Origin of the sequence: Streptomyces sp. NPDC048441, from assembly GCF_043200235.1 — a bacterium.
In the GTDB taxonomy this organism is placed as follows: Bacteria; Actinomycetota; Actinomycetes; order Streptomycetales; family Streptomycetaceae; genus Streptomyces.
Genome location: NZ_JBICXM010000015.1, coordinates 115277 through 127790, shown reverse-complemented (window position 1 = coordinate 127790; position 12514 = coordinate 115277). Strand labels below are relative to the sequence as shown.

General features: G+C 69.1%; 12 protein-coding genes and 1 pseudogene. 12 read left to right on the top strand and 1 reads right to left on the bottom strand.

All coding sequences use genetic code 11. From position 1 onward, the window contains the following. Positions 1 to 24: 24 nt before the first annotated feature. The 6 genes from ACGFSB_RS31075 (at position 25) to ACGFSB_RS31050 (ending at position 5546) form a co-directional block, all read left to right on the top strand. Positions 25 to 333, top strand: a complete 309-nt coding sequence (locus tag ACGFSB_RS31075; RefSeq protein ID WP_003965949.1) for a DUF2469 domain-containing protein — start codon at positions 25 to 27, stop codon at positions 331 to 333. A gap of 105 nt (positions 334 to 438) precedes the next feature. Further along, the gene (locus tag ACGFSB_RS31070) at positions 439 to 816 is read left to right on the top strand and encodes a YraN family protein (RefSeq protein WP_393406115.1); all 378 of its coding nucleotides are present in this window, start codon (positions 439 to 441) and stop codon (positions 814 to 816) included. After that, positions 816 to 2435 (top strand): YifB family Mg chelatase-like AAA ATPase, encoded by a 1620-nt coding sequence (locus tag ACGFSB_RS31065; RefSeq protein ID WP_393406113.1) that lies wholly within the window; start codon positions 816 to 818, stop codon positions 2433 to 2435. The genes ACGFSB_RS31070 and ACGFSB_RS31065 overlap by 1 nt, the downstream gene beginning before the upstream one ends. Then, complete coding sequence (gene dprA, locus ACGFSB_RS31060) at positions 2432 to 3652, top strand: DNA-processing protein DprA (RefSeq protein WP_393406111.1); 1221 nt, start codon at positions 2432 to 2434, stop codon at positions 3650 to 3652. Before ACGFSB_RS31065 ends, dprA begins: the two co-directional genes overlap by 4 nt. A gap of 329 nt (positions 3653 to 3981) precedes the next feature. Beyond that, positions 3982 to 4824: an RNA polymerase sigma factor WhiG gene (whiG, locus tag ACGFSB_RS31055; RefSeq protein WP_393406109.1), complete on the top strand. Its 843-nt coding sequence runs from the start codon at positions 3982 to 3984 to the stop codon at positions 4822 to 4824. 164 nt (positions 4825 to 4988) lie between these two features. Beyond that, positions 4989 to 5546, top strand: coding sequence for a TetR/AcrR family transcriptional regulator (locus ACGFSB_RS31050; RefSeq protein WP_393406229.1), 558 nt, complete (start codon positions 4989 to 4991; stop codon positions 5544 to 5546). A 106-nt stretch (positions 5547 to 5652) separates the two neighbouring features. Here ACGFSB_RS31050 and ACGFSB_RS31045 read toward each other — a convergent pair. Continuing rightward, positions 5653 to 6225, bottom strand: a pseudogene (locus ACGFSB_RS31045) (peptidoglycan DD-metalloendopeptidase family protein); the annotation flags it as partial. Between the two features lie 423 nt (positions 6226 to 6648). Here ACGFSB_RS31045 and rpsB point away from each other — a divergent pair. From rpsB to rlmN, 6 genes are all read left to right on the top strand, one after another. Further along, complete coding sequence (gene rpsB, locus ACGFSB_RS31040) at positions 6649 to 7605, top strand: 30S ribosomal protein S2 (protein ID WP_393406107.1); 957 nt, start codon at positions 6649 to 6651, stop codon at positions 7603 to 7605. Between the two features lie 94 nt (positions 7606 to 7699). Further along, on the top strand, positions 7700 to 8536 hold the full coding sequence (tsf, locus tag ACGFSB_RS31035; protein WP_393406105.1) for a translation elongation factor Ts: 837 nt from the start codon (positions 7700 to 7702) through the stop codon (positions 8534 to 8536). Between the two features lie 186 nt (positions 8537 to 8722). Continuing rightward, complete coding sequence (gene pyrH / locus ACGFSB_RS31030; RefSeq protein ID WP_393406102.1) at positions 8723 to 9484, top strand: UMP kinase; 762 nt, start codon at positions 8723 to 8725, stop codon at positions 9482 to 9484. Positions 9485 to 9634: 150 nt separating this feature from the next. Continuing rightward, positions 9635 to 10192 carry a ribosome recycling factor gene (gene frr, locus ACGFSB_RS31025; RefSeq protein WP_393406100.1) on the top strand — a complete coding sequence of 186 codons (558 nt, stop codon included), beginning with the start codon at positions 9635 to 9637 and terminating at the stop codon, positions 10190 to 10192. A 34-nt stretch (positions 10193 to 10226) separates the two neighbouring features. Further along, positions 10227 to 11282 (top strand): phosphatidate cytidylyltransferase, encoded by a 1056-nt coding sequence (locus ACGFSB_RS31020; RefSeq protein ID WP_393406098.1) that lies wholly within the window; start codon positions 10227 to 10229, stop codon positions 11280 to 11282. Between the two features lie 87 nt (positions 11283 to 11369). Further along, positions 11370 to 12476: a 23S rRNA (adenine(2503)-C(2))-methyltransferase RlmN gene (gene rlmN / locus ACGFSB_RS31015; RefSeq protein ID WP_393406096.1), complete on the top strand. Its 1107-nt coding sequence runs from the start codon at positions 11370 to 11372 to the stop codon at positions 12474 to 12476. The last annotated feature ends 38 nt before the right edge of the window (positions 12477 to 12514 follow it).

Sequence of the window (12514 nt, the reverse complement as noted above, 5' to 3'; positions counted from 1 at the left end):
CGCACGGCTGAAGGGGAACATGCCATGAGCGCCGAGGACCTCGAGAAGTACGAGACCGAGATGGAGCTGAAGCTCTACCGGGAGTACCGCGATGTCGTCGGTCTGTTCAAATATGTGATCGAGACCGAACGGCGCTTCTACCTCACCAATGACTACGAGATGCAGGTGCACTCGGTCCAGGGTGAGGTTTTCTTCGAGGTGTCCATGGCGGACGCCTGGGTGTGGGACATGTACCGGCCCGCACGGTTCGTGAAGCAGGTACGGGTGCTCACGTTCAAGGACGTGAATATCGAGGAGCTCAACAAGAGCGATCTCGAGCTGCCGGGGGGCTGAGCTCACCGGTTCGAGTGAGCGGGTTATCCACAAAGTGTGAGTCGTCCACCAAGATCCACAATGTTCGGGGCCGAGCCTCAACGTGGGTGTCGGAGGTGGTGCGACATGAACGCACGGGGGGCACTCGGGCGGTACGGCGAAGACCTGGCCGCGCGGCGGCTCGGCGAGGCCGGAATGACGGTTCTGGAGCGCAACTGGCGCGGCGGCAGAACCGGCGAGATCGACATCGTGGCCATGGACGGCGAAGCGCTGGTCGTCTGTGAGGTCAAGACGCGCAGAGCGGGCCTGGCGGGCACGGCGGTCTATCAGCATCCGATGGCGGCCGTGGGCCGCGCGAAGGCCGAGCGGCTGCGACGTCTTGCCGAGCGCTGGATCAAGGAGCGCGGCGGGCCACCGCCGGGCGGAGTCCGGATCGACCTCGTCGGTGTGCTGATCCCACGGCGCGGCGCCCCTGTCGTGGAGCACGCGCGGGGGGTGGCCTGATGGGGTTCGCGCGTACGTGTTCCGTGGCGCTGGTGGGCGTCGAGGGCGTGGTCGTCGAGGTGCAGGCCGATCTGGAGCCGGGCGTCGCGGCGTTCACGCTGGTCGGGCTCCCCGACAAGAGCCTGACGGAGAGCAAGGACCGGGTCAGGGCCGCGGTGGTCAATTCGGGCGGGGCCTGGCCGCAAAAGAAGCTCACGGTGGGCCTGAGCCCGGCATCCGTGCCCAAGAGTGGCAGCGGTTTCGATGTGGCCGTCGCCTGCGCGGTGCTCGGGGCGGCGGAGCGGATCGACCCCCGAGTGCTCACCGACATCGTGATGATCGGGGAACTGGGGCTCGACGGGCGGGTGCGGCCGGTCCGGGGCGTGCTTCCCGCGGTCCTCGCGGCGGCCGACGCGGGCTATGAGCAAGTGGTCGTCCCGGAGTGCACGGCGGCCGAGGCGGCGCTCGTGCCGGGGGTCTCGGTGCTCGGCGTTCGCAGTCTGCGGCAACTGATCGCCGTGCTGACCGACGAGCCGGTCCCGGAGGAGGAGCCGGACGAGCCGGGGCGGCCCGACCCGATGCTCGCCGGGCTCTGTGTGCCCGGAGCCGGTGTGGGCACAGGGCTCAGCGGCGGCCTGGACGATGCCCGCCATCTCGACCTGTCCGATGTGGTCGGACAGCGGTCGGCACGGACCGCCATGGAAGTGGCGGCGGCGGGCGCTCACCACATGTTCCTGCAAGGCCCGCCAGGCGCGGGGAAGACGATGCTCGCGGAGCGGCTCCCCGCGCTCCTGCCGCCCCTGACGCGCGAGGAGTCGCTGGAAGTGACGGCGGTTCACTCGGTGGCGGGCATACTGCCCCCGGGCAAGCCGCTCGTGGCCACGGCGCCGTACTGCGCACCGCACCACTCGGCGACGATGCAGTCGCTCGTGGGTGGCGGGAAGGGGCTGCCGCGGCCCGGAGCCGTGTCATTGGCTCATCGAGGAGTCCTCTTTCTCGACGAGGCCCCGGAGTTCACCGGCCAGGCTCTGGACTCCCTGCGCCAGCCGCTCGAGTCCGGCCACGTCGTGATCGCCCGCAGCGCGGGAGTGGTGAGGCTGCCCGCGAAGTTCCTGATGGCACTGGCCGCCAACCCCTGCCCCTGCGGTCGCCACACGCTCGTCGGCGACGGATGCGACTGCCCGGCCTCCGTCGTGCGCCGCTATCAGGCCCGGCTCTCGGGGCCGCTCCTGGACCGCATCGATCTCAAGGTTCAGGTGGAGGCCGTCACCCGCTCGGAGCTTTCCGGGTACGGCGAGCGGGGCGAGAGCACGCGGACGGTCGCCGACCGGGTGCGTGCGGCACGCGAGAGGGCGGCGGCCCGTCTCGCAGGCTCCGGGTGGCGGACGAACAGCGAGGTGCCGGGGCATGCGTTGCGCACGCGCTGGCCCGCGGCACCCGGCGCGCTCGACGTGGCCGAGCTCGACCTGGAGCGTGGCTTCCTGACGGCCCGGGGGCTCGACCGCGTCCTGCGGGTCGCCTGGACCGTCGCGGACCTCGCGGGCCGCGACCGGCCATCGGTACAGGACGTCACGCTGGCGCTTCAGTTGCGTACGGGGGTGTCGCGGGGCGCGCCCATGGCGATCGGGGCGCTGACATGACCCCGGGTCCCGTCGGCGGTGGTCCCTTCGATCCCGGTCCCGTCAACCCGGTGCCTTTCGCCCTGGACCCCGACTCGGGTGACGAGCGGTTGGCCAGGGTTGCCCTGACCCGGATCCTCGAACCGGGGGACGAGGTGGGCGGGCGGTGGTTGAGGAAGATCGGCGCCGCCGAAGTGGTGCGGCGGCTCGGCACGGAGGACGAGCGGCCGGCCGGCGTGACTCAGATGCGGTGGGAGGGGCTGCGGGCCAGGGCCGGGAAGGCGCGGCCCGAGCGCGATCTGGCAGTGGCGCGGGACGCCGGGGTGCGGTTCGTGTGCCCGGGGGAGGCGGAGTGGCCCGCGCAGTTGGACGACCTGGGGGACGCGCGGCCGATCGGGCTGTGGGTGCGAGGGCGGCCCAGCCTGCGGATATGGGCGCTGCGATCGGTGGCCGTGGTCGGCGCGAGGGCCTGCACCGAGTACGGCGCGCACATGGCGGCCAGTCTCGGTGCGGGGCTCGCCGAGCGGGGCTGGGTGGTGGTGTCGGGCGGCGCCTATGGGGTGGACGGTGCCGCCCATCGGGGAGCGCTGGGCGCCGGTGGGGCCACGGTCGCGGTGCTCGCCTGCGGGGTCGACCGGCCCTATCCGCGAGGACACGCCGAGTTGATCAGGAGGATCGCGGAACAAGGCCTGGTGGTGGGGGAGTTGCCACCCGGGGACCATCCCACGCCGAGCAGGTTCATTCTCCGCAACCGCGTGATCGCCGCCCTCACCCGTGGCAGCGTCGTCGTCGAAGCCGCGTACCGCAGCGGTGCGCTCGTCACGGCGCGCTGCGCGCAGGAGCTCGGCCGCTTCACGATGGGCGTGCCGGGGCCCGCGACCAGCGGACTCTCCGCCGGAGTGCATGAACTCCTGCGGGGTGACGGCGTCCTGGTGACCGATGCGGCGGAAGTCGTGGAGCTGGTCGGAGGCATGGGCGAGCTGGCCCCGGAGCGGCGTGGCCCCGTCGTGCCGCGCGATCTGCTCGCCCCGGACGCGGCGCGCGTCCTGGCCGCGCTGCCCGGCCGGGGGAGTGCTTCGGCGCGGGAGATCGCACTCGGAGCGGGCACGGTGGTGGATGAAGCTGTCGGTCGGTTGTACGAGTTGCGCTCACTGGGGTTCGTCGAACGACACGGCGACGGCTGGCAGTTGACACGCCAGGCGATTGTGTCGGTCTTCCCCGAGGGAGGAGCATCGTGACGGAATGTGTTCGGCCGTCTGGATGAACCCCCGATGGCCCTGGAAATACGTGCAGTTGACGCGCTGAGGTGATCACGCACGGCGACGGATCGAACTCCGCGGGGCGCCCAGCGGAACGTATCTGCGTACGTGTGATCCCCTACTCTTCGCACACTGCGACACTCCAGTCACGCTACGCTCACAAGGATTTCCGACGCGGACAGGCAACCACAGGCAATCAGACGGACAACCTCATTCACTTCACGCAAGCTCACGACCTCGCGGGCGCGGGCGAATCCACCGGCTCGCGCGACCTCACCAGTTCACGGCAGAACGGCTCAAGGCGACCCATGCCCCAGCACACCTCAGGGTCCGATCGGGCGGCAGCTCCTCCCGCCGCCCGTAGCGGCGAGCGGGAGCGGCCACCCGCACCCTCGTCGCTGGACGAGCTGTGGCGGTCGTACAAGGAATCGGGGGACGGGCGGCTGCGCGAGCAGTTGATCCTGCACTACTCGCCACTGGTGAAGTACGTCGCGGGCCGGGTCAGCGTGGGTCTTCCGCCCAATGTCGAGCAGGCGGACTTCGTCTCGTCCGGGGTGTTCGGTCTGATCGACGCGATCGAGAAGTTCGACATCGAGCGGTCGATCAAGTTCGAGACGTACGCGATCACGCGTATCCGTGGCGCGATGATCGACGAACTCCGGGCGCTCGACTGGATTCCCCGGTCCGTACGGCAGAAGGCGCGCAACGTCGAACGCGCTTACGCCACGCTGGAGGCGCAGTTACGGCGTACGCCGTCGGAGACCGAGGTCGCCCAGGAGATGGGGATCGCCGTGGAGGAACTGCACGCCGTTTTCAGCCAGTTGTCGCTGGCGAATGTGGTGGCCCTGGAGGAGCTGCTGCATGTCGGCGGCGAGGGCGGCAACCGGCTGAGCCTCATGGACACGCTCGAGGACACCGCGGCCGACAACCCCGTGGAGGTCGCGGAGGACCGCGAGCTGCGGCGGCTGCTCGCACGGGCGATCAACACCTTGCCGGAGCGGGAGAAGACCGTCGTCACGCTCTACTACTACGAGGGTCTGACGCTCGCGGAGATCGGCAATGTGCTCGGGGTGACGGAGAGCCGGGTGAGCCAGATCCACACGAAGTCGGTGCTCCAGCTGCGGGCGAAGCTGGCGAGTTTCGGCCGCTGAAGGGGCTGAGCCGCTGAAGCCGCTGAATCGTCCCTGCCTGCCGTGGGGCGGCGCTGGGCGGCGGTCGTGTGGGGCCCGTGTGCGGTGCCGCCGAGGCGGATCGGCTCCCGTGCTCGCGGTCGCGTCCGTAGAGTGGAGACGTGCCAAGGATTCGAGCGGCCTCTGTGGCCGAGCACCGGTCGATGCAGCGCGGAGCCCTGCTGGACGCTGCGCGGTCCCTGTTGTCCGAAGGCGGTACGGAGGCGCTGACCTTCCCCGCCCTCGCCGAGCGCACGGGGCTCGCGCGGTCGTCCGTGTATGAGTACTTCCGCTCGCGTGCCGCCGTGGTGGAGGAGTTGTGCGAGGTCGACTTCCCCGTCTGGGCTGCGGAGGTCTCCGCCGCGATGGAGGGGGCGGAGTCCCCCGAGGGCAAGGTCGAGGCGTATGTCCGGCGGCAGCTTGACCTGGTGGGGGACCGGCGGCACCGAGCCGTGGTCGCCATCTCCGCGGCAGAGTTGGACGTGGGGGCGCGGGAGAAGATTCGTGCCGCGCACGGCGGGCTCGTCGCCATGATCGGCGAGGCGTTGCGCGAGTTGGGGCATACGGAGCCTCGGCTTGCGGCGATGTTGCTCCAGGGCGTTGTGGACGCGGCTGTCCGGCGGATTGAGCTGGGCGCCGCGGAGGACCCCTCAGCCATTACCGAAGCAGCGGTCTCCATGTCGCTGCGGGGTGTGCGGGGCTAGGGCCCTTCCGACGGACTCGCTCATCGACGCGTGGCAGTAGGGCCAGGCGCTCCTCTGCTCCGCCGCGGGGAACGCCTGCCCACGGCGGGAGCAGCGGGAGCAGTCGCGGGAGCGGCACGTCGATCACCGGCAGTAGACGGGACGCCCCGCGCCGCAGCAGCCACGGCGGCAGCAGCGACAGTGGGTTCAGGTAGGTGTCGGCCCTCAGCAGGCCCCAGTGGAGGCAACTGGTCGGGCAGTGGGCCGTGGGTGGTTCAAGGATCCCCAGTGCCTCGCCCGTCGCCACCTGGGCGCCCTTCTCGGCCGTGGCCCGCACCGGCTCGTACGTCGTGCGCAACGGTGGTTCGCCAGTGCCCGCCAGCTCCACCGCGATCACTCCACGGCCCGCCACCCGGCCCGCGAAGGACACCCTCCCCGGAGCGACCGCCCGGACCACGGCCCCCGGCGGCGCCGCGAGATCCACGCCCCGGTGCCCCCGGCCGTACTCCGTCGCCGGAGGTTCCCAGCCCCGCAGGACAGCGGGACGCACCCCCACCGGCCATGCGCCGCCCACCTTCGGTACCGGTGGGCCGGGCGGACCGGTCCCCCCGGCGGCAGCGGAAGGCAGTGCCGCTGCCGCAGTGATCAGCGCTACGGCAAGCAGCACAGAAGCCAGTACCCGCCGCAGCTGTCGCCGCACCCCTCGCCGCGGCTGTCGTCGCAGCCCCAGCCCCAGCCGCGGCTGTCGCCGCACCCCTAGCCCCACCCGTTGTCGCAGCTCTCGTCGCATGTAAGACATGTGAGAACCGTCCCGCGCCGGGCCTGCCCGTAGGGATCATGGTCTGAATCTGTGGACCACCGGCCGGTTGGGGATAACGCCGTCACCCCCTGGGGGCAACGGCCTCACGGACTGGTGGACAGCGGCGTCACCCGCTGCCTCCCGGGTCCCGTACACTTCTTGTGGCGATCCGGGTCACCGGGTCGACTTCGCACGCCCCGACACCAGGCCCTGAAAGCCAGGTGCCAGCGCCTCTCGGTCCTTTGTGGCACGGCGCATCGCGGGCGTCAGGCGCGACCGCCATCCGGCGGACGCGGCACAACCGAGAACACTAGGAGTACGGCCATGGCCGTCGTCACGATGCGGGAGCTGCTGGAAAGCGGCGTCCACTTCGGTCACCAGACCCGTCGTTGGAACCCGAAGATGAAGCGTTTCATCTTCACGGAGCGCAACGGCATCTACATCATCGACCTGCTCCAGTCGCTGTCGTACATCGACCGCGCCTACGAGTTCGTCAAGGAGACCGTCGCCCACGGCGGCACGGTCATGTTCGTCGGCACGAAGAAGCAGGCGCAGGAGGCCATCGCCGAGCAGGCGACCCGCGTCGGTATGCCCTACGTGAACCAGCGCTGGCTGGGCGGCATGCTCACCAACTTCTCGACCGTCTACAAGCGTCTGCAGCGCCTCAAAGAGCTCGAGCAGATCGACTTCGAGGATGTGGCCGCGTCCGGCCTCACCAAGAAGGAACTGCTCGTCCTCTCCCGCGAGAAGGCCAAGCTGGAGAAGACCCTCGGCGGTATCCGCGAGATGTCCAAGGTGCCCAGCGCCGTCTGGATCGTGGACACCAAGAAGGAGCACATCGCTGTCGGCGAGGCCCGGAAGCTTCACATCCCGGTCGTCGCGATCCTCGACACGAACTGTGACCCCGACGAGGTCGACTACAAGATCCCGGGCAACGACGACGCGATCCGCTCCGTCACCCTGCTCACCCGCGTGATCGCCGACGCTGTCGCCGAGGGCCTCATCGCCCGTTCCGGTGCCGCCACTGGCGACCAGAAGCCGGGCGAGAAGGCCGCCGCTGAGCCGCTCGCCGAGTGGGAGCGCGACCTCCTCGAGGGCGAGAAGAAGGCCGACGAGCCCAAGGCTGACGAGGCCAAGGCCGACGAGCCGAAGGCCGACGACGCCGAGGCCGAGGTCCAGACCTCCGCCGAGACGGAGAAGGTCGCCGACGCCGAGCAGGCCGAGGCCCCCGCCGACGTTGCCGCCGCTGAGGCCCCCGCCGCGGAGACCGAGCAGGCCTGACCTTCACAGGTTCGGTAGTTGACGGCGGGGGCCCATCCGGCCCCCGCCGTTCACCCGTAGATCTTTCAGACCTCCGAAAGAGAATTTCAGGATCATGGCGAACTACACCGCCGCTGACGTCAAGAAGCTCCGTGAGCTCACGGGCGCCGGCATGATGGACTGCAAGAAGGCGCTCGACGAGGCTGACGGCAGCGTCGACAAGGCCGTCGAAGCCCTGCGCATCAAGGGCCAGAAGGGCGTTGCCAAGCGCGAGGGCCGCTCCGCCGAGAACGGCGCCGTGGCTTCCCTCATCGCCGACGACAACACCTCCGGCGTGATCGTCGAGCTGAAGTGCGAGACGGACTTCGTCGCCAAGGGTGACAAGTTCCAGGCCGTGGCGAACAACCTCGCCGCCCACATCGCCAAGACGTCCCCGGCCGACCTCGAGGCGCTTCTCGCGTCCGAGATCGAGTCCGGCAAGACGGTCCAGGCGTACGTGGACGAGGCCAACGCCAACCTCGGCGAGAAGATCGTCCTGGAGCGCTTCGCGCAGTTCTCGGGCACCTTCGTCTCCGCGTACATGCACCGCACCATGCCCGACCTGCCCCCGCAGATCGGTGTCCTGGTCGAGCTTGACAAGGCCGACGCCGGTCTCGCCAAGGGCATCGCGCAGCACATCGCCGCCTTCGCGCCGAAGTACCTCTCCCGTGAGGACGTCCCGGCCGAGGTCGTCGAGTCCGAGCGCCGCGTCGCCGAGGAGACCACCCGCGCCGAGGGCAAGCCCGAGGCCGCGCTGCCCAAGATCGTCGAGGGTCGCGTCAACGGCTTCTTCAAGGAGGCCACCCTCCTCGGTCAGCCGTACGCGCTCGACAACAAGAAGTCCGTCCAGAAGGTCCTGGACGAGGCCGGTGTCACCCTGAAGCGCTTCTCGCGCATCAAGGTCGGCATCTGAGTCCGTACCGCGATCGACGGTAGACCCCGCTAGGGTCGACAGCGGTCGCCCGCGTACCCCACGCAGTGCGCGACGTACGACCGCAGATCTGACGAGGAGGCCATTGCCGAGCATGGGATGCGAACAACACCCCACCGGCAGTGGCCTTCTTCGTATGTGCGCCGAGCAAAAAGAAGCGAGAACTCCATGACCACCAAGGCCGACACAAACAGTGGTGACGACAAAGTCGCCGGTCGTTTCCTGCTGAAGCTCTCCGGCGAGGCATTCGCCGGCGGGGGCGGCCTTGGCGTCGACCCCGATGTGGTGCACGCGATCGCCAAGGAGATCGCCGCTGTCGTACGCGACGGTGCCCAGATCGCGGCCGTCATCGGCGGCGGCAACTTCTTCCGTGGCGCGGAGCTCCAGCAGCGCGGCATGGACCGCGCGCGCTCCGACTACATGGGCATGCTCGGCACCGTCATGAACTGCCTTGCCCTGCAGGACTTCCTGGAGAAGGAAGGCATCGAGTGCCGCGTCCAGACCGCCATCACGATGGGCCAGGTCGCGGAGCCGTACATCCCGCTGCGTGCCGTCCGGCACCTGGAGAAGGGCCGTGTGGTCATCTTCGGTGCGGGCATGGGTATGCCGTACTTCTCCACCGACACCACCGCGGCGCAGCGCGCCCTTGAGATCGACGCCGAGGCCCTGCTCATGGGCAAGAACGGCGTCGACGGGGTCTACGACTCCGACCCCAAGACCAACCCGGACGCGGTGAAGTACGACGCGCTCGGCTACGGCGAGGTCATCACCCGCGACCTGAAGGTCGCCGACATGACCGCGATCACCCTGTGCCGCGACAACAAGTTGCCCATCCTGGTCTTCGAGTTGCTGTCCACCGGCAATATCGCCCGTGCCGTCAAGGGTGAGAAGATCGGCACACTCGTGGGCGACGAGGTCACCCGCGCCTGATCTCGGGTACGCCCCCGAGGGATGGACAAAGCCCTGCCGGTCGGACACGGTGCAGGGAAAGAGACGCGACGCAGCCGACGCCCCATGGACTCCCCCTACTTCACCGTCTTGGGGGCGCCCCAAGACCACTCACAGACGCAGGAGCAAGTGGTGATCGAAGAGACCCTCCTCGAGGCCGAGGAGAAGATGGAGAAGGCCGTCGTGGTCGCCAAGGAGGACTTCGCCGCGATTCGCACAGGCCGTGCGCACCCGGCGATGTTCAACAAGATCGTGGCTGACTACTACGGCGCCCTTACGCCGATCAACCAGCTGGCCTCGTTCTCGGTGCCCGAGCCGCGGATGGCCGTGGTGACCCCGTTCGACAAGAGCGCGCTGCGCAACATCGAGCAGGCGATCCGCGACTCCGACCTCGGCGTCAACCCGAGCAACGATGGAAACATCATCCGGGTGACGTTCCCCGAGCTGACGCAGGACCGCCGCAAGGAGTACATCAAGGTCGCCAAGACCAAGACCGAGGACTCCAAGATCTCGATCCGCTCCATCCGCCGCAAGGCCAAGGAAGCGATCGACAAGGCGATCAAGGACGGCGACATCGGCGAGGACGAGGGCCGTCGCGCGGAGAAGGAGCTCGACGACACCACGGCGAAGTACGTCGCCCAGGTGGACGAGCTGCTCAAGCACAAGGAAGCCGAGCTGCTCGAGGTCTGAGGGCTCGAGGTCTGAGGACTGAGGAATCCGATCCGTGAACGACTCTTCCTGGGGGGCGCCTCCCAGAGCCGGGTACTGGGGGCCGCCCGACCAGGGTCCCGCTCAAGGGGCTGCCCCGGCAGGTCCCGCGTACGATGCGCATGACTCCCTGTATCCAGCAGAGACGCAGCCCATGCCCATCGTGCCCGACGTGCCTGACCTGCCTGACGTACCCCAGGAGCCCATGCCCAGCGCATCACAGCCCGCCCCCAAGGCGCCACAGGCGCCGCAGAAGAAGAGCGCGGGCCGTGATCTCGGGGCGGCCATAGGAGTCGGCGTGGGGCTCGGCGCGGTGATCGTCGCGTCGCTCTTCATCGTGAAGGCCCTCTTCATCGGCGTCATAGCGGTCGCCGTCGTGGTCGGCCTCTGGGAGCTCACCTCGCGGCTCGAGGAGCGCAAGGGCATCAAGGCGCCGCTGGTCCCGCTCGCGGTGGGCGGCGCCGCGATGGTCGTCGCCGGATACGTCCGCGGGCCCGAGGGCGCCTGGGTCGCCATGGCGCTCACCGCGCTCGCGGTGCTCGTCTGGCGGATGACCGAGCCGCCCGACGGCTATCTGAAGGACGTCACGGCGGGCGTCTTCGCGGCGTTCTACGTCCCGTTCCTCGCGACGTTCGTGGCGATGATGCTCACCGCGGACGACGGCGCGATGCGGGTGCTCACGTTCCTGCTCCTGACCGTGGTCAGCGACACCGGGGCGTACGCGATCGGCTGGCGCTTCGGCAAGCACAAGCTCGCCCCGCGCATCAGCCCCGGCAAGACCCGCGAGGGCCTGGTCGGTGCCGTGACGTTCGCGATGGCGGGGGGTGCGCTGTGCATGGAGTTCCTGATCGACGACGGCACGTGGTGGCAGGGGCTGCTCATCGGCCTCGCGGTCGCCGCGAGCGCGACGCTCGGTGACCTCGGCGAGTCCATGATCAAGCGTGACCTCGGCATCAAGGACATGGGCACGCTGCTCCCCGGCCACGGCGGCATCATGGACCGCCTCGACTCGCTGCTGCCGACCGCACCGGTGGTGTGGCTGCTGCTTGTCATCTTCGTGGGGTCTGGCTGACGGCTGACCTGCGTATCTGTACGCGAGGGGTTCGTTGTCCACAGGGCGGCGGGCCCCTTGCTGTATGTCTGCGACACTGGACGGACCATGCCTGTACCCGGAGAACTCACCTTCGTCGCGCCCCGCGGAGCCAAGAAGCCGCCGCGGCATCTCGCCGACCTCACGCCCGCCGAGCGCAAGGAAGCCGTTGCCGCCGTCGGCGAGAAACCGTTTCGTGCCAAGCAGCTCTCGCAGCACTACTTCGCGCGGTTCGCGCACGATCCGGAGCAGTGGACCGATATCCCTGCCGGCTCGCGCGGGAAGTTGCAGGAGGCGCTGCTTCCCGAGCTGATGTCCGTGGTGCGGCACATCAGCTGTGACGACGACACCACGCGCAAGACGCTGTGGCGGCTCTTCGACGGGACGCTCGTCGAGTCCGTGCTCATGCGCTATCCGGACCGCGTGACGATGTGCATCTCGTCGCAGGCCGGGTGTGGGATGAACTGTCCGTTCTGTGCGACGGGACAGGCCGGGCTCGACCGGAATCTGTCGACCGCCGAGATCGTGCACCAGATCGTGGACGGGATGCGGGCGCTCAGGGACGGAGAGATCCCGGGTGGGCCCGCTCGGCTCTCCAACATCGTGTTCATGGGCATGGGCGAGCCGCTCGCCAACTACAACCGCGTGGTCGGCTCGATCCGTCGGCTCACCGACCCCGAGCCCGATGGGGTCGGTCTTTCGCAGCGTGGGATCACCGTGTCGACCGTCGGGCTTGTGCCCGCCATCCACCGGTTCGCCGACGAGGGCTTCAAGTGCCGCCTCGCCATCTCCCTGCATGCGCCCGACGACGAGCTTCGCGACACCCTCGTACCCGTCAATACGCGGTGGAACGTGCGTGAGGTCCTTGACGCAGGATGGGAGTACGCCGCCAAGTCGGGGCGCCGCCTCTCCATCGAGTACGCGCTGATCCGGGATATCAACGACCACGCGTGGCGCGGTGACCGTCTCGGGCGGCTGCTCAAGAACAAGCCCGTGCATGTGAACCTGATCCCGCTGAACCCGACGCCGGGCTCGAAGTGGACGGCGTCGCGGCCGGAGGACGAGAAGGCCTTCGTGGACGCCATCGCCGCCCACGGGGTGCCTGTCACGGTTCGTGACACCCGTGGTCAGGAGATCGACGGGGCGTGCGGCCAGCTCGCCGCGTCCGAGCGTTAGGCTGGCCGGAACACAACTTCATAGCCGGAACACATCTT